The organism is Streptomyces sp. CB02980 (genome assembly GCF_014451325.2).
Lineage (GTDB): Bacteria > Actinomycetota > Actinomycetes > Streptomycetales > Streptomycetaceae > Streptomyces.
This window is the reverse complement of the sequence record NZ_JACSCH020000022.1, coordinates 132278-152970: the sequence shown is the minus strand read 5'-3', so window position 1 is coordinate 152970 and position 20693 is coordinate 132278. Positions and strand designations below refer to the sequence as shown.

At 73.6% G+C, this 20693-nt stretch carries 19 protein-coding genes and 1 riboswitch; of the genes, 16 read left to right on the top strand and 3 right to left on the bottom strand.

Features of this window, described 5'->3' with window-relative positions:
- The first annotated feature begins 87 nt into the window (after positions 1-87).
- From E0F75_RS34320 to E0F75_RS34295, 6 genes are all read left to right on the top strand, one after another.
- Complete coding sequence (locus tag E0F75_RS34320; RefSeq protein WP_229314878.1) at positions 88-627, top strand: HPP family protein; 540 nt, start codon at positions 88-90, stop codon at positions 625-627.
- A gap of 68 nt (positions 628-695) precedes the next feature.
- Positions 696-1607, top strand: a complete 912-nt coding sequence (locus E0F75_RS34315; RefSeq protein WP_229314877.1) for a sulfurtransferase — start codon at positions 696-698, stop codon at positions 1605-1607.
- Positions 1600-2025 (top strand): cupin domain-containing protein, encoded by a 426-nt coding sequence (locus E0F75_RS34310; RefSeq protein ID WP_229314876.1) that lies wholly within the window; start codon positions 1600-1602, stop codon positions 2023-2025. The genes E0F75_RS34315 and E0F75_RS34310 overlap by 8 nt, the downstream gene beginning before the upstream one ends.
- Before the next feature lie 562 nt (positions 2026-2587).
- Positions 2588-3064 carry a cobalamin B12-binding domain-containing protein gene (locus E0F75_RS34305; protein WP_229314875.1) on the top strand — a complete coding sequence of 159 codons (477 nt, stop codon included), beginning with the start codon at positions 2588-2590 and terminating at the stop codon, positions 3062-3064.
- Positions 3061-6360: an FAD/NAD(P)-binding protein gene (locus E0F75_RS34300; protein WP_229314874.1), complete on the top strand. Its 3300-nt coding sequence runs from the start codon at positions 3061-3063 to the stop codon at positions 6358-6360. The genes E0F75_RS34305 and E0F75_RS34300 overlap by 4 nt, the downstream gene beginning before the upstream one ends.
- Positions 6357-8102, top strand: a complete 1746-nt coding sequence (locus tag E0F75_RS34295; protein ID WP_229314873.1) for an acyl-CoA synthetase — start codon at positions 6357-6359, stop codon at positions 8100-8102. Before E0F75_RS34300 ends, E0F75_RS34295 begins: the two co-directional genes overlap by 4 nt.
- Positions 8103-8220: 118 nt before the next feature.
- Here the strand turns inward: E0F75_RS34295 and E0F75_RS34290 are convergent, their stop codons facing one another.
- Positions 8221-8799, bottom strand: coding sequence for a TetR/AcrR family transcriptional regulator (locus E0F75_RS34290; protein WP_229314872.1), 579 nt, complete (start codon positions 8797-8799; stop codon positions 8221-8223).
- A 144-nt stretch (positions 8800-8943) separates the two neighbouring features.
- Here E0F75_RS34290 and E0F75_RS34285 point away from each other — a divergent pair, with 144 nt between their 5' ends.
- Positions 8944-9492, top strand: a complete 549-nt coding sequence (locus E0F75_RS34285) for a carboxymuconolactone decarboxylase family protein (protein ID WP_229314871.1) — start codon at positions 8944-8946, stop codon at positions 9490-9492.
- A 13-nt stretch (positions 9493-9505) separates the two neighbouring features.
- Complete coding sequence (locus E0F75_RS34280; protein WP_308189630.1) at positions 9506-10657, top strand: LysR family transcriptional regulator; 1152 nt, start codon at positions 9506-9508, stop codon at positions 10655-10657.
- Between the two features lie 112 nt (positions 10658-10769).
- Here the strand turns inward: E0F75_RS34280 and E0F75_RS34275 are convergent, their stop codons facing one another.
- Positions 10770-11861 carry an Lrp/AsnC family transcriptional regulator gene (locus E0F75_RS34275; RefSeq protein ID WP_229314869.1) on the bottom strand — a complete coding sequence of 364 codons (1092 nt, stop codon included), beginning with the start codon at positions 11859-11861 and terminating at the stop codon, positions 10770-10772.
- Positions 11862-11924: 63 nt separating this feature from the next.
- Here E0F75_RS34275 and E0F75_RS34270 point away from each other — a divergent pair, with 63 nt between their 5' ends.
- Entirely contained in the window at positions 11925-13229 is a 1305-nt protein-coding gene (locus tag E0F75_RS34270) for an MFS transporter (RefSeq protein WP_229314868.1), read from the top strand.
- The gene (locus E0F75_RS34265) at positions 13226-14530 is read left to right on the top strand and encodes an amidohydrolase (RefSeq protein WP_229314867.1); all 1305 of its coding nucleotides are present in this window, start codon (positions 13226-13228) and stop codon (positions 14528-14530) included. The genes E0F75_RS34270 and E0F75_RS34265 overlap by 4 nt, the downstream gene beginning before the upstream one ends.
- A 26-nt stretch (positions 14531-14556) precedes the next feature.
- On the opposite strand, the gene E0F75_RS34260 is transcribed toward E0F75_RS34265, so the two are convergent.
- Complete coding sequence (locus tag E0F75_RS34260; RefSeq protein ID WP_229314866.1) at positions 14557-16065, bottom strand: right-handed parallel beta-helix repeat-containing protein; 1509 nt, start codon at positions 16063-16065, stop codon at positions 14557-14559.
- An 88-nt stretch (positions 16066-16153) separates the two neighbouring features.
- On the opposite strand from E0F75_RS34260, the gene E0F75_RS34255 reads away from it, so the two are divergent.
- The 6 genes from E0F75_RS34255 (at position 16154) to E0F75_RS34230 (ending at position 20632) form a co-directional block, all read left to right on the top strand.
- Complete coding sequence (locus tag E0F75_RS34255) at positions 16154-16426, top strand: hypothetical protein (protein WP_308189632.1); 273 nt, start codon at positions 16154-16156, stop codon at positions 16424-16426.
- Between the two features lie 309 nt (positions 16427-16735).
- Complete coding sequence (locus E0F75_RS34250) at positions 16736-16942, top strand: cold-shock protein (RefSeq protein ID WP_229314864.1); 207 nt, start codon at positions 16736-16738, stop codon at positions 16940-16942.
- A gap of 97 nt (positions 16943-17039) precedes the next feature.
- A riboswitch (cobalamin riboswitch) is annotated at positions 17040-17165 on the top strand.
- A gap of 86 nt (positions 17166-17251) precedes the next feature.
- Positions 17252-18319 (top strand): ABC transporter substrate-binding protein, encoded by a 1068-nt coding sequence (locus E0F75_RS34245; RefSeq protein WP_229314863.1) that lies wholly within the window; start codon positions 17252-17254, stop codon positions 18317-18319.
- Positions 18316-19374, top strand: coding sequence for an iron ABC transporter permease (locus tag E0F75_RS34240; protein WP_229314862.1), 1059 nt, complete (start codon positions 18316-18318; stop codon positions 19372-19374). Before E0F75_RS34245 ends, E0F75_RS34240 begins: the two co-directional genes overlap by 4 nt.
- Positions 19371-20234, top strand: a complete 864-nt coding sequence (locus tag E0F75_RS34235) for an ABC transporter ATP-binding protein (RefSeq protein ID WP_229314861.1) — start codon at positions 19371-19373, stop codon at positions 20232-20234. Before E0F75_RS34240 ends, E0F75_RS34235 begins: the two co-directional genes overlap by 4 nt.
- 32 nt (positions 20235-20266) lie before the next feature.
- Positions 20267-20632 carry a metalloregulator ArsR/SmtB family transcription factor gene (locus E0F75_RS34230; RefSeq protein ID WP_030326370.1) on the top strand — a complete coding sequence of 122 codons (366 nt, stop codon included), beginning with the start codon at positions 20267-20269 and terminating at the stop codon, positions 20630-20632.
- The last annotated feature ends 61 nt before the right edge of the window (positions 20633-20693 follow it).

The window sequence follows — 20693 nt, the reverse complement described above, 5'->3', positions numbered from 1 at the left end:
TTTTGCCGAGCCCCCTCCCGTTCCCGAGACCCCGCCCTTTGCCGAGCCCCGTCCTGCCTCCGCCCGCCCCGCCAAGGAGAGAACACCGTGAGCAACCAGACCCAGACCCCCGCGGGTGCGGCGACCCCTCCCGCCCGAAGCCGCTGGGCGGGCGGCGCCCCGCCCTTCCCCGGCAGCCGGCCCGCCGTCCTCGGCACCCTCGCCACCGTCGTGTCCCTGGTGATCCTGGTCGCCCTCGGCGAGGCCACCGGCCAGCTCCTGATGATCGCCCCGCTGGCCGCCACCGCCATGATCATCTGCAGCACCCCCGTGCTGCCCCCGGCCCAGCCCCGGGGCGTCATGCTCGGACAGGTCGGCTCCGGTGTCCTCGGCCTCGTCGCCGTCGCCCTGTTCGGCCGCTCCCTCTGGGTGGCGGCCGTCGCCGCCGGTCTCAGCGTCGGCCTCATGCTGCTGCTGCGCGCCGTCCACGCGCCCGCCGCCGCCACCGCCGTACTCGCCGTCCTCCAGGACCCCGCGCCGCTGCGCTTCCTCGCCCTGCTCGCCGTCGGCAGCGCCCTGCTCGTCCTGGTGGGCCTGCTCGCCTCCCGCCTCGGCGTGATCGGCAAGTACCCCGCGTACTGGTGGTGACCGGCGCCCGCCGGCGCTGCCCCCTCCGCCCGCCCGCACTTCCGCGTACTCACCTCAACGGAGCTCCCGTGAACCGAGACAGACTGCTCGTCAGCTGCGAGCAGATCATGGAACAGCTGCGCAACCCCGCGGCCGGGGACGAGAACACGGTCCTCGTCGAGATCACCGACGGCGGCAGCGAACTGGGCCGGATCCCCGGATCGGTCCGCCTGGACTGGACCGGCGACCTCCAGGACCCGGTACGCCGGGACGTCATCGGCCCCGAGGCCTTCGCCGACCTCCTCGGCCGGCACGGCATCTCCGCCGACCACACCGTCGTCCTCCTCAGCGGCAACAACAACTGGTGGGCCGCCGCCGGATACTGGCAGTTCACCCTGTACGGCCACCGGGAGCTGCGGATCCTCGACGGCGGCCGGCTCCGCTGGGAGGCGCTCGGCGCCGACCTCACGCAGGACGTACCGCGGCGCGAGCCCGGCACGTACCCCGTACCGGCCGCCGACGAGACGATCCGGGCCCGCCGAGAGGACATGCTCGACCACATCGGACGCCACCAGCTCCTCGACGTCCGCTCCCTGGAGGAGTACCTCGGGCAGAGCAACACCCCGCCAGGCGTGCCCGAGGACCTCGGTGTGCGCTGCGGTCACGCACTCTCCGCCGAGCACATCCCCTGGCACACCGCCGTCCGTCCCGACGGCACCTTCCGCGACGACGTGGAGCTGGCCGCCGCCTACGCCGGCGTCCGCACCGACGCCCCGACCGTCGTCTACTGCCGGGTCGGCTGGCGCTCCGCGCACAGCTGGTTCGTGCTGAGCGAGCTCCTCGGCCTTCCCGACATCCGCAACTACGACGGGGCCTGGCGCGAGTTCGGCTCGCTCATCGGCGCCCCCATCGTCAACGGGCCCAAGCCGTGGGGCCCCGACGGCATCCCGTCCATCGTCGCCCAGCGCGACGCCGCCTCGGAGGTCCGCGCCCATGCCTGACGTGACCGTCTACCGCAACGTGCTCCGCAACGGCTTCGACCAGACCGACCTGCCCTGGGTGCCGTGGACCGAACCCGGCCGCGTCGGCGTCGAGTTCGTCGTGCTCTGGGGCCCCGACCCGGACGAGGACGAGGACTCCGCCTCGCTGCTGCTGCGCTTCCCGCCCGGCGCGCACGGCGACTTCCACGAGCACCTCGGCCACGAGCTGATGCTCGTCCTCGACGGCACCCTCGACCACAGCGACGGGCGCCGCTTCCACCGCGGCGACCTCGTCGTCGAGGAGCCGGGCACCCGGCACCAGATGTCCAGCGCCGACGGCTGCACCGTCCTCGCCGTCCGCGCCCGCCCCGCTGCCGCCCGCACACCCGGGGCCGGCGAGATCACCACGGGCGTCGGCGCCGGGGTCCAGGGCGCCTGAGCCACCACGGGGTGCTCCCGGGGCACGCACGAACACCCGGGCCCCCGGCGCGGTCACGAGGCCACCGGGTCCCACGAGGGCCCGGCGGCCTCGGCCCCCGCGCGCACGGCCGACGCATGCGTCGCACGCCTCGTCCGACCTCGTACGCGCCCGGTGCCCGACCCGTACCCGCGGGCAGCACCCGACCCCGTACGGACGCGGGCGGTGCGGCGTACGCGCGCGGCGCCCGACCCGTACCCGGCAGGGGTTCGCCTCGTACGCGACCGAAGCCCGCACGCCGCCTCACCCGCGCCCGTACGCCGCACCGCCGCGTCGGTACGGGCCCGGGCCCACGTCCTGCCGCACGCCGCCGACGGCTTCCCCGCGCCGCGACCCGAGGAGCACCCGGCCGAGGCGCGTCCGGCCGAGGCGCACGGAGCCGAGCCACCCGCACCGAACCACCCGCACCGAGCCGAGCCACCCGCGCCGTCCGAGTCCCCCGTGGCCCGCGCCGTCCGCGTCGCGCCCGCACCGTCCCCGTACACCCGCCCGCCCGCCCGCACCCCTTCCGGAGAGAGACGCCATGACCCCGTCCGCACGGCCCCAGCCCCTGCGCAGCAGTCCCGAGCCCTCCCGCCGGGTCCTGCTCACCACCGGTTCCTCCGACGCCCACACCTGGAACCTCGTCCACCTCCAGCTCTTCCTGGAGGAGCACGGGCACTCCGTACTCAACCTGGGCCCCTGCGTCCCCGAGCAACTGCTCGTCGACACCGCCCGGATGACCAGCCCCGATCTCGTCGTGCTCTCCTCCGTCAACGGCCACGGCCACCAGGACGGGCTGCGCGCCGCCCGCGCCCTGCGCGCCGACCGCAAGACCCGCACCCTCCCCATGGTCATCGGCGGGCTCCTCGGCATCTCCCCGGACGGCGCCGCCACCCGCACCGCCGAACTCCTCGCCGCCGGATACGACGAGGTGTACGCGGACGGCACCCCGCCCACCGCCCTGCTGCGCCGGCTTGCCGACCTCGGCGACGCGTGTACCGGGCGGGCCGCGGCTTGACGACCTCCGCCCCGCCCCCGCTCGCCCCCGGCGATCTCGGCGCCTTCGTCCAGGAGTCGGCCGCGGCCGGTGAACTGGTCGTCCAGCCCCGGATGGGAATGGTCGCGCCCGAGGTGATGGCCGGTGGAGTCGCCGCCGTCGCCACCCTGCCCGAGAGGACCGTCGCCACCCTCACCATCGACAGCTACACCCGCGTCGGCGACCACGCCGCCGCCACCGCCGCCTTACGTGCCGGCCGGCCTCTCAACGGGTTCCCGCTGGTCAGCCACGGCCCCAAGACCACCGCGCGGGTCGCCGCCGCGGCCGGACGCGCCACCCCCGTCCAGGTCCGGCACGGCTCCGCCGACCCGCTGGCCATCTTCCGCACCATGGCCGCCGCCGGGCTCGCCGCCTCCGAGGGCGGCCCCGTCTCGTACTGCCTGCCCTACGGTCGTACCCCGCTCGCCGAATCCGTCGCCGCCTGGCGCGACTCCGTCCAGTTCCTCACCGAGGAGAGCCGCGCGCACGGCCGCCGGGCCCATCTCGAATCCTTCGGCGGCTGCCTCCTCGGCCAGCTCTGCCCGCCGTCGCTGCTCGTCGCCGTCTCGCTCCTGGAATGCCTGTTCTTCGCGGCCAACGGCGCCACCAGCGTCTCTCTCAGCTACGCCCAGCAGACCCATCCCGCCCAGGACACCGGCGCGCTCACCGCGCTGCGGCTGCTCGCCGACGAGTTCCTGCCGCCGTCCGTCGACCGCCACATCGTGCTCTACACGTACATGGGCGTCTACCCGAGGACCGTGCCCGGCGCCCGGCTGCTGCTGCGCCGCAGCGCCGAACTGGCCGTACGGGGCGGGGCCCAGCGCCTGATCGTGAAGACCGAGACCGAGGCGCACCGCATCCCGACCGTCGAGGAGAACCTGACCGCCCTGCGGATCGCCGCCGACGCCGCCCGCTCCGCGCCCCGGCGCGGCACGCACCAGGGCGCCAGGTCAGCCGCCGAGGCCGATGCCGAGGAGACGCTCGTCGAGGCGCGCGCCCTGGTCACCGCCGTCCTGGGGCTCTCCGATGACCTCGGCGTCGCCCTGCTCAAGGCCTTCGACCGCGGCCTGCTCGACGTGCCGTTCTGCCTGCACCCCGACAACCGGGGCGCCGTCCGGTCCACCCTCGCACCGGACGGGCGCCTGCAGTGGACGGATCTGGGCGCGCTGCCGCTGCTCACCACCAGCAGGAGGACCATTCCGATGACCTCACGCCAGCTCTCCGGCATGCTCGGCCGGGTCGCCCGTGAGCACGACCAGGCCGCGGCGACCAACCCGCCGCCGGAGCCGGTACCGAGGGACACCCCGGCGCCGTCCGCGGAGCCGCTGCGGATCGCGTTCGTCGGCATGGGTCCGCGCGGCCTCTCCGTACTGGAGCGGCTCGCGGCCCGCTGCGCCGAGACGCCGCCCGCCCGGCCGGTCGAGGTCTTCGCCGTGGATCCGTACGAGGCGGGGGCCGGGCGGATCTGGCGGACGGACCAGTCGCCGTGGTTCCTGATGAACACCCCGGCCCAGGAGGTCACCATGTTCTCCGGGCCGGCCGACGACGGGCCGCACCGGCCCGGCGCCGGACCGTCCCTCGGCGAGTGGTGGGCCGAGGACGACCCGGCGGGAGCCGAGCCCGAGGGCTACGCACCCCGCGCCGTCTACGGCCGGTACCTCACCCATGTCATGCGGCGGATCGAGGAGACCCTGCCGCCCTCCCTCACCGTCCACCGCGTCCCCGCCCGGGTGATCTGCGCGGACCGTGGCCGCGGGGAGGGCGGCGCGGACGGAGCCGCCCACCGGCTGAGACTCGACCGCGGTGACGTCCTCACCGTCGACCGGGTGGTCCTCGCCACCGGCCATCCCGTCAACGAGCTCGACGCGGACCAGCGCGCCTGGACCCGGTTCGCCCGCGAACACAGCACACCCGCCCGCCCCGTCCGCTACATCGCGGGCGGCTCGGCGAGCGAGATGCCGCTCGCCGGGATCCCGGCGGGCGCGAGCGTCGGCATCCTCGGCATGGGGCTCACCTTCTACGACATCCTCACCGAGCTCACCCTGGGGCGCGGCGGCACCTTCACCGAGGGCTGCGAGGGCCTGTTGTACCTGCCCAGCGGCAAGGAGCCCAGGATCCTCGCGGGCTCGCGCGGGGGAGTGCCCCTGCTCACCCGGGGCGCCAACCAGAAGTGGCCCGAACACCGGTACAGCGCACGGCTGTTCACCGCCGAGCGGATGCTCGCGCTACGGGCGGAGCAGGCGCCGCTCGACTTCGAGGAGTCGGTCCTGCCGTGGCTGCTCGCCGAGGTCAACCTCGTCCTCCTCGCCACCCGGATCCGCCAGGTCCACGGCCCCGAAGCCGCCGACGAGTTCACCGAGCGCGGTGCGCAGGCCCTCGCCGACCGGCCCGACCCCCGGCCCGATCTCAGAGTCCTGGAACGGCTCGCCGCCGGATACCGCGTCGACGCCCGGCCGATCGCCGGACTCGACGCGCTCGCCCGGCCGTTCGGCAGCCGGCGCTTCGGCTCCCCGGCCGAGTACCACAAGGTGCTCACCGAGTGGCTGCGCGCCGACCTCTTCGAGGCGCGCCAGGGCAATGCCGACGGGCCCCTGAAGGCGGCCGCCGACGTCCTGCGGGACGTCCGGCAGACGATCCGTACCGTCGTCGACTTCGGCGGACTCACCCCCGCCTCGCACCGCTGGTTCCTCGCCGAGTTCGGCCCGGTCGCGGCGATGGTCTCGACCGGACCGCCGCAGCTGCGCTCGGAGCAGTTCCTCGCGCTGCTCGCGGCCGGGGTCCTCGAACCGGTGGGCCCCGGCGCCCGGTTCGGAGCGGATCCCGGTGAGGGACGGTTCGCGGTGGAGTCGGCGCAGGTGGAGAACTCCTGGGTGCCGCTGGACGTGGTCGTGGACGCCCGGGTGCCGGGCACCGACCTGACCGCCGACCTGGACCCGCTGATCCGGGGTCTGATGGTGGACGGGGAGATCCGTACCTTCACCAACGCGGTGGACGGGGGCGGGGAGTTCGCCACCGGCGGCCTGGACTGCACCGACTCCCCGTTCCACCCGGTGCGGGCCGACGGCTCGGTGGACACCAGCACCCATGTGCTGGGCATCCCGAGCGAGTTCACCCGCTGGTTCACGCAGGTGGGCAGCGGCCGGCCCGGCCTGTGGGGCTCGTTCACGCGGGACGCGGACGCGATCGCGGAGGCGCTGGTGGGGGGTGCGGCGGACGCGGGAGCCGGGCGGGCGGGCCGCCCGGCGACCGGCCGTGCGATGCTCGGGGGTGTGGGGTGAACGGCGTCGCCGGAACACCCGCCCACGAGGAGTACCGGGCCGCGCGGGATCTGCTGCTGCGGCTGCGCGGCGACCGGGAGGCGGCCTGTGCCGCCTTCCGGTGGCCGCGCGCCGAGCGCTTCAACTGGGCCCTCGACTGGTTCGACGTCATCGCCGAGGGCAACGACCGGCCGGCACTCGAACTCCTCGGCCCCCCGGGCCCGGGCGGCGGCGTCCCCGTCGTCGACCGGGTGTCGTTCGCCGAACTCTCCGCCCGTTCCGACGCGTTGGCGACGGTGCTGCGCGAGCACGGGGTGGTACGGGGCGACCGCGTCCTGATCCTGCTCGGCACCCGCGCCGAGCTGTGGGAGACCCTGCTCGGCTGCATCAAGCTCGGCGCGGTCGTCGTCCCCGGCTACCAGGACCTGACCGCAGCCGAGGCGGCCGACCGGATCGACCGGGGCGGCATCCGGCACGTGGTGTGCGCACCCGAACTCGTCACCCTGCTCGACGGGTTGCCCGGGTCGGGGTCGGGGTCGGGGTCGGGGACGAGGTCCGGGTCGGGATCGGTGCCGGGTGTCCGGATGGCCGTCGGCGGCGCGGACCGGACCGGCTGGGTCCCGTACCCCGACACCCGTCGACCCGGGCGGCCCCGCTTCGTCCCGGACGGGCCGACCCGCGCCGCCGACCCGTCCTTCTGCTACTTCACCTCCGGGACGACCTCGCTGCCCAAACTCGTCGAACACAGCCACGCGGGATACGGCGTCGGGCACCTCTCCAGCCTGTACTGGAGCGGCCTGCGCCCCGGCGACCGGCACCTCAACCTCTCCGCGCCCGGCTGGGCCAAGCACTCGTGGTCGAGCTTCTTCGTCCCCTGGGCGGCGGAGGCGACCGTGCTCGCACCCCCGGACGGCGGCCTCCCGCCGGCCGTGCTGCCGGGCGTCCTCGCCGCCCATCGCGTCACCAGCTTCTGCGCGCCGCCGAGCGCGTGGCGGTCGCTGCTCCCGTACGTGAGCGGGGGCGCGGCGGCACCCCGGCTGCGCGAGGCGACGGCGGCCGGAGAACCCCTGACCGCCGAGACGGTGCGACGGATCGAGGCGGCCTGGGGCGTACGGGTCCGCGACGGCTACGGCCAGACGGAGGCGACCGCCCTCATCGGCCGCGCGCCCGGCGGCGCGGAACCCCTTGCCCCGCTCGGGCACCCGCTCCCCGGCTACCGGATCGTGCTGCGCGACCCCGAGACGGGGGAGCGGGGCGAATCGGGCGAGGTCTGCGTCGATCTGACCGAGCGTCCGCCCGGCCTGATGCGGGGGTACGCGGGGCTGCCCGAGCGTACGGCGGAGGCGTTCGCCGACGGTCTGTACCGCACGGGGGACCGCGGCGAGCGGTGTGCGGACGGCTCGATCCGGCTGCTGGGGCGGATGGACGAGGTCTTCAAGTCCCACGGCCACCGGGTCTCCCCGATGGAGATCGAGGCGGTGCTCCGCACCCACCCGGAGGTGGCCGACGCGGCGGTGGTGCCGTGCGAGGACCCGGAGGGCGGTCTTGCCCCGTACGCGGTCGTGGAACTCCGCCCGCAGCGGCGGGAGTCGGTCACCGATGCGCACGGGCGCATCGGCGCGGAACTGCTCGCGCTCGCCGCCGAGCGGCTCGCGCCGGTCTTCGTGCCGCGCGGGGTCGAGGTGGTCGCCCACCTCCCGCGTACCCGCTCGGGCAAGGTGCGACGGAACGAACTGCGTCCGGGGGCGTCCGCCACACGCTGACGGCGGATGGCCCCGAGCCCTGGTCCGGGCGAAGACACCCGCCCGAGCGGCCGGCCGGGTGTCTTCGCCCGCCCCCTACACCCGCCCGAGCGGCCGGCCGGGTGTCTTCGCCCGCCCCCTACACCCGTGCCGTCTCCCTCTCCGCCGTCCGGAGCAGGATCTCCGCGACGCCCCTGGCCCGTACCGCCGCCTCCGGTGTGCCCTCGCGGAGGGCCGTCACGATCGCTCCGTCGCCGAGCAGGGCCAGCTGGCGGGCCAGGGTCTCGTGGTCGTGGTAGCCGCCCTCGGTGAGCAGGCGGTCCAGGACCGCGATGACCTTCTCCTTGTGCTCGGCCGCCACATGGTGGGCCGGGCTGTCCGGATCGGCCGTCTCGACCATCGTGTTGATGAAGGCGCAGCCGCGGAACGAGGCCGCGGCGAAGCGTTCCGCGAGCCCGTCGAAGAGCGCCAGCGGAAGCTCCTCGGGGGAGCGCTCGCTCACCGCGATCCGGCCGTCGAGCCAGGCGCGCCACATGCCGTCCCGGCGCCGCAGGACCTCGACGACGACATCGTCCTTGCTGGGGAAGTGGCGGTAGAAGGAGGCGCGGCCCACTCCGGACTCGGACAGGATCCGCTCGATGCCGACGGCCCGGATCCCCTCTTCGTAGAACAGACGCTCCGCCGCGCTGAGGAGCCGTTCTTTCGCGTTCGTGGCCATACCAGACGGTACCACTCGGTGCCGTATAGGTGATCCTGCAAGCAAAAGGGGAGTGGCTGCCTCCCGTTGCGCCAGATGGAACCGATCGGTACCGTCTGGATGGTACCGATCAGTTCCGTCTTGGTCCGGCTCAAGGAGAGCTCCATGCCCCGCCTGCCCCAACTGACCGTAGAGACCGCCAACGAGGAGCAGCGCGAGCTGCTCGAAGGCACCCTCAAGCAGCTCGGCAAACTGCCCAACCTGTACGCCGCCCTCGCCAACGGCCCCGCCGCCCTCCGCGGATACCTCGCCATGCGCGAGGCCCTCGTCGGCGGCAGCTTCAGCGCCCGGCAGCGCGAGCAGCTCGCGCTCTTCATCGCCCAGCACAACGACTGCACGTACTGCGTCTCCGCGCACACCCTGCGCGGCGGCAAGGTCGGCCTGAGCGATCGGGAGCTGCTCGACACCCGCCACGGCACCGACTCCGGCGACCCGCACATGGACCAGGTGCTCCGCTTCGCCGGCGCCGTCATGGCCACCGGCGGCCGCGTCACCGACGCGGCCCTCGTCGACGCCCGCGCCGCCGGCGTGACCGACGCCGAGATCGCCGAGATCGTCGGCCACGTCGCGCTCAACGTGCTGTCGAACTTCTTCAACCACGTAGCGCAGCCGGACTTGGACTTTCCGTTGGTCCCGGCCCAGCTCGCCGAGTAGAGTCTTCGCGGCCGTGCAGGGGTGCCGGGCGCGAAGGGGCGTCCGGCACCCCTGCGGCTTGTGTGACAACCGACTGGGGCGATCGAAGCGGGTGGACGACCAACCACCTGGTGCGAGGAACTGCCGCCTGCGCGGCAGGGGGGAATTTCACGTGGACATCGACGCAAGAACCCTTCGGACCTTCCGTGAGGTGACCCTGACCGGGTCGTTCACCCAGGCGGCACGACGCCTCGGGTACTCGCAGTCCAGCGTCACGGCACAGATGCGTGCCCTGGAGCGGCAGGTCGGCGAGCCCGTCTTCGAACGGCTCCCCAACGGCGTCCGGCTCACCCGCGCCGGCACCGTCCTGTGCGACTACGCCCGCCAGATCCTCACCCTCGTCGGTGAGATGGAGACCGCCCTGCGCCGGCCCGCGGCCAACCCGCCCCGGCTGACCGTGGGCATCGTCCCCGCCCTCGCGTACGGACAGCAGCTCGCCCGGGTCACCCACATCGGGCGACGGCTCCTCTCCGGCGTCCAACTCGCCCTGCGCGTCATGGGAACCGCCGAGGTCCACGACGCCTTCCGGGCCGGCGCGATCGACGGCGCCCTCGTCCTCACCGTCGTCGACGCCGAGGACCCGGCCGTCCGGTTCGCCGACCAGCTGCACACCGAGCGCTCCGACGAACTGACCGAAGTGCGCCTCCAGGAAGTCGAGTTCATCCCCGTCACCAGCGTCGGCCACCGACGCGGCAACCTCGGCCGACAGGTCGTCATCGCCGATCCCGACTGTCCCTCCCAGCGCTGGCTCCCCGAATTCCTCCGGCTGCGCTGCGACAGCCCGCCCGAGATACACGAACTCGGCTCCATGGCGGGCGTCCGCGCCGCCACCCAGTCCGGCCTCGGCTGCGCCATGCTCCCCATGGCCCTCGCCGCCTCCCACCAGGAGGCCGGGGGACTGCGCCCGCTCCCCGGCGTGCCCCGGATGCGCTGGAACGCCTCCCTCGTCCTCGGCCGCTCCGACACCCGGCCCGCCCTCGACTGGCAGAACCTGACGGAGACCCTCCGCCAGGCCACCGCCCTCTCCTGCGCGGTCCACCCCGGCGAGCCCGGCCCCGCGAGCCCGGTCGACGTGCTCGGCGACGCGGCCCCCGCCCTCGACCCGGACCCGAGCATCGCCTCGTAACACCCCCTCCAGACCGGTGCCACGGCGCACCGCCGTCTCCCCCCGGCCCCACCCCCGACCGGGTCCAAACGGGAGCGACGGCGCGCCGTGGCACCTCCCTCGCCCCGGCGTCTCAGTGCTCGGGCAGCCCCAGCGGGACCCTGCCGGTGGCCCGACCGTGCTCGTCGAGGAGCCAGCTCATGCGCTTCGGGGAGTGCAGGGCCACCGTCCGGTCCCGTACCTCCAGGGCCGGAAAGCGCTCCGCGAGCAGCGCCTCGAAGGGGTCCACCGCACCCAGACCGTGCAGCCAGACCAGGACGAGCAGGTTGTACGGGCCGCTCACCGACACGCACATCCGCACCTGCTCCAGCCGGGCGAGGGCGTTTCCCGTCTGCTCCAGGAGGGCGTGCGGTACCGATGTCCGGTAGACCACCATCGTGGAGAGCCCCGCCATCGGGTGCGCCAGATCGCAGCGCAGGGTGATGTCCCCGTCGCGGATCATCCGCTGGAGCCGGCGCCTCGCCGTGTGCTCACTCATCCCCGTGAGCGCCCCCAACTCCCCGTACCCGAGCCGCCCGTCGGCGCCGAGTGCGGTGAGCAGAGCCTGGTCCTGTGGCGACGGCCGCTCGTGGAGATGGGTGCTGTAGGTGCGCGGCCGGGCGGTCGCCGCCCCGCCCAGGCCGGCCCGCTCGGCGGGGTTCATCGCCCGCATCCGCCAGTCGCGTCCCTCCCCGTACAGCGTGATGCCCAGCCGGGTCCGGGTCGAGCGGACCCCGCGCAGCCCGCCGATTCCCCGGTGCACCGCGCGCCCGAGCGACGGCAGGTCCGGGGCGGCGACGGAGAGGAACAGGTCGAAGTCCCCGGCCGTCTCGTCGACGCTGAACACCCAGGGCAGTGCCGTCACCGCCGCACTCACCCGGTCGAAGGCGCGCGGCCGGCACCGCACCTCCACATAGGCGACCGTGGCCGTCTTCGCCGCGTCGTACGCGGTGACCCAGGCGAGCCCTTCGGCACGGAGGCGTTCGAAGCGGCGGGCGGCCGTCGTCGCGTTCACGCCGAGCGCCTGTCCGATCCGGGTCCACGGGGCCCGAGGGGCCGCCTGCAGCGCGTCGATCAGCGCCAGATCCAGCTCGGAGAAGCCCGCGACGGCACCCTCCGTGCCGGAATCCGGCCCGGAGGCGGATCCAGTGATGCTTTCCGGCAATTCGAAAGGGCTCTCGCTCACGGACCGGATCGTAGGGGCACTTCCGGCCGACCACCAGATTCGGCCACCGGCGAGAGGAGTACCGTGCCTGCTCCGACCCTTCCCGCGTCCCCGGCGGCGCCGTCCGCGCACCGCAGAACCGTCCGCGTCACGGTCGTCCTGCTCTTCGCGGCATGGCTGGTCGACTACGCCGACCGGCTCGTGATCAACCTCGTCCTGCCCTCCCTCGGAGCCGAGTTCGACCTCGACCGCACCCAGCAGGGCCTCGTCGTCTCCGCCTTCTTCCTCGCCTACGCCCTCTGCCAGATCCCCGGCGGCCTGCTCGCCGACCGGTTCGGCGGCCGGCGGGTGACCCTCTGGGCACTGCTCACCTGGTCGGTCTTCACCGCCCTCACCGGCCTCGCCTGGTCCTTCGCCGTGCTGCTCGCCCTGCGCTTCGCCTTCGGCGCGGCCGAGGGGATCTTCCCGCCCGCCGCCATGAAGGTCCTGGTCGAGCGCACCCGGCCCGAGGAACGCATGAGCGCCAACGGCACGGTCATGAGCTCCAACGCCCTCGCCGCCGTCATCACCCCGCTGGCCGTGGCCCCGCTCGTCGCCGTCTTCGGCTGGCGCTCGGCCTTCTGGTCGACCGCCGCCCTCGGCATTCTCGCCCTCGTCGCCGTGCGCCTCTGGCTCCCGGCCCCGCTGCCCCGTACGGACAGTGCCGAGGACGCCGGTGGAGATGCCGGTGGAGAGACCGCCCGTCCCGCCCTCCGCGCGATCCTGCGCAAGGGCGTCCTGTGGCGCTTCGCCCTCATGATGTTCGGCTACAACACCATCGTCTGGGGCCTCAACACCTGGGTCCCATCCTATCTCAGCGAGGAACACGGCGTCTCCCTCACCTCCGCCGGAGCCCTCATCGCCGTCCCCGCGCTCGGCGCCGCGCTCGCCACCGTCCTCGGCGGACGGCTCGCCGACCGGCTCGGCGGCCACCACCGCAGGATCATCGTCCCCGGTATGACCGTGGCGGCCGTCGCCCTGCTCCTCATGGCGAACGCGCCGTCCGTCCTCGGCTTCGTCGTCTTCGGCACCGTCGCCGTCTTCGCCGCCTCCCTCGCGTACATGCCGATCTTCGCCGTCCCTCTCGCCGGTCTCTCCCCGGCGTCCGTGGGCGTGGGCAGCGCCGTCGTCATCTTCGGCGGTCAGATCGCCGGAATGATCGCCCCACCCGTCATGGGCGCCCTCGCCGACGCCTTCTCCTTCCAGGTCGCCTTCGGCTTCCTCGTCCTCGGCGCGCTGATCGCCGCCGTCATGGCCTGCCTCACCCCCCAGGACGCGGCCGCCTTCCGCGCCGCCGCCGACGAACCGCCGTCGTACCCCACCCTCCGCACCGCAAAGGACTCCGCATGACCGTCGAGACCGCCGCCACGCACGTCGCCCCGCTCCTCTCCGGGCTCGACGCGCGGCTGCCCGCGCTGCTCGCCCTCTACGAGGACCTGCACGCCCACCCCGAGCTCTCGTTCCAGGAGTTCCGCACCGCCGGTGTCGTCGCCGGGCAGCTGCGGGCCCAGGGCTGGGAGGTCACCGAGGGCGTCGGAGGCACCGGAGTCGTCGGCGTCCTCGCCAACGGCCCCGGCCCCGTCGTCCTGCTCCGCGCCGACATGGACGCCCTCCCCGTCAAGGAGGAGACCGGACTCCCGTACGCGTCCACCGCCACCGGCACCGACCCCGACGGCAACGAGGTGCCCGTCATGCACGCCTGCGGGCACGACATGCACGTCACCTGTCTGCTCGGCGCCACCGCCCAGCTCGCCGCCCGGCGGGAGGCCTGGCACGGCACCGTCGTCGCCGTCTTCCAGCCCGCCGAGGAGGTCGGCGGCGCGCCCGCCATGATCGAGGACGGCTTCCTCGACCGCTTCCCGCGCGCCGAGGTCTGTCTCGGCCAGCACGTGGCTCCCGCCCCGGTCGGCTTCGTCGGGACCCGGCCGGGACCGGTGATGGCGGCCTCCGACAACTTCCGGGTGACCCTCTTCGGCCGGGGCGGCCACGGCTCCTCCCCGGAGACGGCCGTCGACCCCGTGGTGCTCGCGGCGGCGGTCGTGATGCGGCTGCAGACGGTGGTCTCCCGGGAGATCGGACCCGCCCAGACCGGTGTCGTCACCGTCGGCTCGCTGCACGCCGGGACGAAGGAGAACATCATCCCGGACACCGCCGAACTGTGGATCAACGTCCGCTCGACGACCCCGGCCGTACGGGACCGGATCCTCGCCGCCGTCACGCGCATCGTGCGGGCCGAGGCAGTCGCCTCGGGCGCCCCCAAGGAGCCCGAGTTCAGCCCGCTCAACTCCTTCCCCGTCACCGTCAACGACGCGGCGGCGACCGCCGTCGTGCAGGACTCCCTCGCCGAAGTCCTGGGCGTGGGACGGGTCTTCACGCTCACTCAGATCATCACCGGCAGCGAGGACTTCGGCACCTTCGGGACCGCTCTCGGTGTCCCCTCCGTCTTCTGGCACTTCGGCGGCGCCGACCCCGCCCTCTACGCGGGCATCGACCCCGGCTCGCTCCTGGAGGACGGCCTCCCCGACACCGTCCCCGCCAACCACTCGCCGCACTTCGCCCCCGTGCCCGGGCCGACGATCCCGCTCGGCGTGACCGCCCTGCTCGCGGCCGCCGCCCCGTGGCTGACGGGGACGAGCACCCCCGGCGCCTGACACCGATCGCCGGGGGTGCGAGCGGGCTACAGGCCGGGGCCGTTGTAGGCGCCGCGGTGCGGCTTGGTGGTCGCGGACACCGGGTTCCCCCAGTAGTCGCGGCCCCCGCTGCCGCTGATCACGGAGCCGTTGTTCAGCGCAGGCGACGTGCCGCGGAGCTTGTACCCGTCGGCGGAGTCGAGCGAGTCGCCGCCCGTACCCGGGTTCACGAAGTGCGGGTCGCCCACGATGCCGTTGGCGGTCGGCCTCGGCACGCCCTGGAAGACGTTCCAGAGCCAGGAGATCCCCGCGGCCGTCGGCAGCCGGGAGTCGGTGGTGCCCACCCAGATGTTGTTCTCGACGACGCTCTCGTCGGGGAGGGTGATGCTGAACTTCTTGTCCGTGCAGTAGAGGACGTTGTTGTACATGCGCAGCGCGGACCGGCCCGCGCTGACGCTGCTCATCCGGCAGTCGTTCTCGGAGATGTTGTAGCGGATGACCTGCTGGGCGCCGCCGATGGTGCCGCACCCGTCGCAGTCGAGGAAGAAGCCGCCGATGTTGTCGCGGCTGAAGTTGTACTGGATCAGACAGGTGCCGGTGTTGCCCCAGTCGCAGTCGAAGGCCTGGCTGTCGGCCACGGACATCCTGGTGATGCCGTACACGGCGTTCTTCTGGATGGTCGGGTTGTGGTCGCCGAGCACCCAGATGCCGGCGAAGTTGCCGCCGGAGAAGGGGTAGACGCCGTTGCCGACGCCGGAGGCGTTGTTGTACTGGATCAGGGGCGCGTCGGCGTAGCTCGCGATGATGCCGTCGCCGCCGACGTCCTTGATGACGTTGTGCTCGATCAGGACCCCGGAGCCCTTGACCGCCATGGCGCCGACCCGGATCTTGAGGCCGCCCCCGCCGGTGTCGGTGATCCGGTTGTGGTGGACGTGGACGTCGTGGAGGGTCGAGCCGGTGCCGCTCGCCCCCGTGACGATGCCGGCGGACTGGACGAAGTCCTCGGTGGTCGGGCTGTTCTTGTTCGTCTGGCCGGCGACCCGGTCGACGACCAGATCGCCGATGTCGAAGCCGCGGTGTGCCTGTCCGTCGGTCGCTGAGATCCGCAGTCCGGTACGACGGGCGAGGGAGGCGGCGGGGTTGGTCAGCTTCAGCTTGCTGATCCGCCAGTGGTCCTGATTGGTCAGGGAGACGACGTCCGGCGCGCCGCCGCCGTCGATCACGGGCAGTGCGCCGGTGCCGTAACCCGTCAGCGTGATGGGGGCGGTGGCGGTGCCGCTGCCCTTGGGGGCGAGGGAACCGGTGCAGGTGGTGCCGGACGCGAAGGCGAGGGTGTCCCCGGCCGCGTACGTCCTCCCGTTGGCCTGGGCGATGCTGTTCAACGGCGAGGCCTGGCTGCCGTCGCCGGCGGCCGGACGCGAGCAGTCCACGTAGGTGGTGCTCCCGGCGGCCGAGGCGGGCGCGGTGGGAAGGGCGACGCTGCCGGCGAGGGCGAGCGCGACGGCGATGAGCCCACCGACCGTCGCACGCCGCCCCGGGAATGCCTCCATGGTCATGACGCGACACCTTTCTCGAGGTCTGGTGCCGCCAGAAGCTAGGTGTGGCCGATGAGCGAGTCAATGGAAAAGTGTCGAATGATCGAATATCGATCAGGTCGCGGTTGATTGGTCGACTCGCGGCCCGGAACCGGTCTTCGGTGCGGCCATGACGATGCTCGACGCGTACGCGGTCGAGGCCTGGCCCGATGTGGACGAGGTCTGGCCCGATGTGGACGAGGGGTCCCGCGGACTCGCGGTCGAGACGATCGTGCGGCTCGCCGTCGGCCACATCGTCCAGCCGGTGGCGTCCCCGGAGGAGTCGGCACGGCGCATCGCCGCGATCACGGCGAGGATCGCGTACCCGGGCGGCAGGGCCTGACGGGAGACGGTAGGAAGAGGCCCGGTGCCGGACACGGGGGATCTCCGGCACCGGGCCTCTGTTGAATATTCTACGAGATGCGGGGGAGTGGTCTGCACCACCCGCGCCGCTTCCCCCCGCCGCCGGGAACGGGTACGGACCCGACCCCGCCATCAGGACCGTGGGAGGGTGCCGCAGGGGGCTCGGGGGCGCCCCGCCGACGGGCGAAGGGCGGCCGTACGGGGTACAAGTCCCCTGAGGCGCGGATGCGGTCGACCGGGGTTCTCGCCCCTCCGCCGCGCCCCCGGTGACGACGACGAGGAGGCCGCCGTGGAAGGCAGAAGCAAAGGGTTCGTGCAGTCCTTCAATCGTGCCGGCGGGTACGGGTTCGTCGTCCCCGTGGGCTCCGAGGAGCAGGTGTACTTCAGCGCCGAGGACATCGAGGGCGAGGGCCGGACGCTCTCCGAGGGGCAGCAGGTCTCCTTCGTCCTGGTCCTCGGCGACGGCCGGTTCGAGGCGAAGGAACTGCGCGTCTGACGGGTGGGCCGGGCCCCGGGCGGGGGCGTGCGCCGGTGGTACTGTGCCGAGGCCAGTCGCACCTATGTACGCACCCGAACGGGTACGTGCACGGGTCAGGGAATCCGGTGCGAGACCGGAACTGACGCGCAGCGGTGAGGGCGACGGGCGGAGCATCGGCCACTGGGCGGCACGACGGGCCCGGGAAGGCGCTCCGTCCGGCTGACCCCGAGTCCGAAGACCTGCTGGCGGCCCCGGCGGCACGCTGTCGTACGGGGAGCACCGTACGACAGGCTCCGCGTATGAGCCGTGGCCGCAGAGGAAGTTCCCGTGCCGCTCGCACACCCCGCCTGCTCCGCCGCGCTGTTCCTGACGGCCGGTGTCCTGCTTCTGGCCGCGACCGGGTGCGGGGGCGGGACCGCCGCCCCCTCCTCGAAGGACGCCGGTAAGGGCGCCGGGGCTCCCGGGACGGGGTATCCCGTGACCCTCGACGACAACTGCGGACAGCGGGTCACGGTCGACCGGGCCCCGCGGCGGGCCGTCGCCCTCGACCAGGGCGCGGCGGAGATCATGCTCTCCCTCGGCCTCGCCGACCGCATGGCCGGCACCGCCACCTGGACGGACCCGGTGCTCAAGGGCCTGGAGAAGGAGAACGCGAAGGTACCGCGCCTCGCCGACCGCTACCCCTCCTTCGAGAAGGTCCTCGACGCCGAACCCGACTTCGCGGCGGCCTCCTTCTCGTACACCCTCGGCAAGGGTGGAGTGGCGCCCCGGGAGCGCTTCGAGAAGCTCGGCGTCCCCACCTACCTCTCGCCCACCGACTGCGTCGGCAAGGACAACAGCGGCGACGGCGACGGAGTCCGTACCCGGCCGCTGACCATGGAGACGGTGTACGGCGAGATCCGTGACCTGGCCCGGGTCTTCGCGGTGCCTGAGCGCGGCGAGAAGCTCGTCGCCTCCCTCAAGTCCCGGGTGGAGAAGGCCGCTTCCGCCGGAGACTTCGAGGACGTCACGGTCCTCTACTGGTTCGCCAACGCGGAAGCGCCCTACATGGCGGGCTGCTGCGGCGCCCCCGGGATCGTCACCCGGACCCTCGGCGCGAAGAACGTCTTCGACGACACGCGCGCCGAGTGGCCCCAGATCAACTGGGAGACCGTCGTCGACCGAGACCCCGACGTCCTCGTCATCGGCGACCTGACCAGGCGCTCGCAGTCGGCCGAGAGCGCCGCCAAGAAGATCGAGTTCCTGGAGTCGGACCCGGTCACCCGGAACATGACGGCGGTACGGAAGAAGCGGTACGTGCTGCTCAGCGGCCAGGCGATGAACCCGACCGTCCGCACGGTCGACGCCGTCGAGAAGGTGGCGGCGGCGCTCCGCTCGTACGGTCTCGCGAAGTGACCGCGACACCGCTCACCCGGTCGGCGGCGGTCGTACGGGGAGGGGGTGCGGCGCTGCTGTGGACGGTGGTGGGGCTCGCCGTCCTGGCCGGCTCCGTCGCCGTGGCGATCACCATCGGTCCGGCGGACATCGGCGTCGGCGACGTGTGGTCCGTGGTCGCCGCCCATCTCGCCGGGGGAGTCCCGGACGTCTCACCGATCCGGGACGGCATCGTGTGGGACCTGCGGCTGCCCCGCACCCTCCTCGCCGCGGTCTGCGGCGCCGGACTCGCGGTCTGCGGGGCGGTGATGCAGTCGCTGCTGCGCAATCCGCTCGCCGACCCCTTCGTCCTCGGCGTCTCCTCCGGCGCCTCGACCGGAGCGGTCGCCGTCGTCGTCCTCGGGGTCGGCGGGGGAGTCGTCTCCGTCACCGGAGGGGCGTTCCTCGGGGCGGTGTGCTCCTTCGCCCTCGTGCTGCTCCTGAGCCACACGCTCGGCGGCTCGACGGACCGCGTGGTCCTCTCGGGCGTCGCCGCGATGCAGCTCTTCTCCGCCCTCACCTCGTTCGTCGTGATGACGGCGGCGGACGCCGAGACCACCCGCGGGGTGCTGTTCTGGCTGCTCGGCTCGCTCGGCGGGGCGGGCTGGGGCGATGTGGGCGTGTGCGGCGCGGTGCTCGCGGTGGCGCTGCTGATCTGCGGCGGACACGCGAGGACCCTGGACGCGTTCGCGTTCGGCGAGGAGGCAGCGGCGGCGCTCGGCGTCGCCGTCCTCCGGACCCGGCTCGTCCTGCTGTGCGTCACCGCCCTCCTGACGGCGGCCCTGGTCTCCGCCGCCGGAGCGATCGGCTTCGTCGGCCTCGTACTGCCGCACGCGGCGCGGGCGCTCGCGGGCCCGGGCCACGCGAGGCTGCTGCCGGTCACGGCCGTGACGGGCGCGGTGTTCCTGGTGTGGGCCGACACGCTCGCCCGGACGGTCCTCGACCCGCAGGAGGTGCCGGTGGGTGTGGTGACGTCGCTGATCGGCGTACCGGCGTTCGTGCTCGTCCTGTACCGCACCAGGGGTGGAGCGCGATGACGACGAACCCGCCGGCGGCCGGTTCCCGCGCAGCCGCCGAGGCCACCGTGACCACCCCGGCGCCCCACCCGCCCACCGCCGGGCTCCGGGCCGATCGTGTCTCCCGTCGCCTCGGTGGCGTCCTCGTCCTCGACGGGGTCGGCGTCACCCTCACCCCCGGAACCGTCACCGGGCTCCTCGGACCCAACGGTTCGGGGAAGTCGACGCTGCTCAGGCTGCTCGCCGGCGTCCTCGCCCCGGACTCCGGGGTCGTCACCCTCGACGGCGATCCCCTCGGGTCGCTCGGCCGCCGGGCCGTGGCCCGGCGCCTCGCCACCGTCGAGCAACAGGCCGACACCCAGACCGATCTGACCGTCGCCGAGGTCGTACGCCTCGGCCGCGTCCCGCACCGCCGCGCCTGGACCCCCGCCTCGGCGGCCGACGAGACCGCCGTCCGCTCCGCCCTCGCCCGCACCGGGCTCACCGACCGGGCCCGGCAGCCCTGGCGCACCCTCTCCGGCGGTGAACGCCAGCGCGTCCAGATCGCCCGCGCCCTCGCCCAGGAGCCGCGCGAGCTGCTCCTCGACGAACCCACCAACCACCTCGACATCCAGCACCAGCTGGACCTCCTGGACCTCGTCGCCGAGCTGCGCCTCACCGCCGTCGTCGCCCTGCACGACCTCAACCTGGCGGCGATGTACTGCGACCGGCTGGTGGTCCTCGCACGCGGCCGCGTGGTCGCCTCCGGCACACCGGGCGAGGTCCTCACCGAGGAGCTGATCGCCGATGTCTACCGCGTCCGTGCCGCCGTGACCCGCCCCGACCCGGACGGGCCTCCCCACATCCGCTTCCTGGGTACGGTCCAGGGCGCGGGCGGCTGAGGGCCGCCGGTCCGCCTGCCTACGATGGGCCCATGTCTGAGCGCGTAGATCCCGCGGCCGCGGCCGCGTCCCGGCCGCACGAGCGGACGCCGGGGGCGCTCGAACTCTCGGCGGCGGCAGAGGTGTTCGGCCTGCTCTCCGACCCCACCCGGCTGCACCTGGTCTGGCTGCTCACCCGCGGCGAGGCCGATGTGACCGCCCTGACGGAGGCCTGCGGTGCCGCGCGCCCCGCCGTCAGCCAGCACCTGGCCAAGCTGCGGCTCGCCGGGCTCGTCCAGTCCCGCAAGGACGGACGCCGGGTCGTGTACGCCATGCCGGACGGGCATCTGAAGCGGCTCGTGGTCGAGGCGATCAGCCGCGCCGATCACGAGGTGAGCGGCGAGCCCTGGCACGACTGAGGGCCGCACCGGGCCCCCTGACATCAACATGTGCGCAAGTGTGCACATGTCCGCTACGTTG

Excerpts from the sequence above, each read along its gene's own strand:
- E0F75_RS34310 (WP_229314876.1), top strand. The coding sequence starts at position 1,600 with ATGCCTGACGTGACCGTCTACCGCAACGTGCTCCGCAACGGCTTCGAC.
- E0F75_RS34265 (WP_229314867.1), top strand. The coding sequence starts at position 13,226 with ATGACCGTCGAGACCGCCGCCACGCACGTCGCCCCGCTCCTCTCCGGG.
- E0F75_RS34235 (WP_229314861.1), top strand. The coding sequence starts at position 19,371 with ATGACGACGAACCCGCCGGCGGCCGGTTCCCGCGCAGCCGCCGAGGCC.
- E0F75_RS34230 (WP_030326370.1), top strand. The coding sequence starts at position 20,267 with ATGTCTGAGCGCGTAGATCCCGCGGCCGCGGCCGCGTCCCGGCCGCAC.
- E0F75_RS34285 (WP_229314871.1), top strand. The coding sequence starts at position 8,944 with ATGCCCCGCCTGCCCCAACTGACCGTAGAGACCGCCAACGAGGAGCAG.
- E0F75_RS34260 (WP_229314866.1), bottom strand. The coding sequence starts at position 16,065 with ATGACCATGGAGGCATTCCCGGGGCGGCGTGCGACGGTCGGTGGGCTC.
- E0F75_RS34305 (WP_229314875.1), top strand. The coding sequence starts at position 2,588 with ATGACCCCGTCCGCACGGCCCCAGCCCCTGCGCAGCAGTCCCGAGCCC.
- E0F75_RS34290 (WP_229314872.1), bottom strand. The coding sequence starts at position 8,799 with ATGGCCACGAACGCGAAAGAACGGCTCCTCAGCGCGGCGGAGCGTCTG.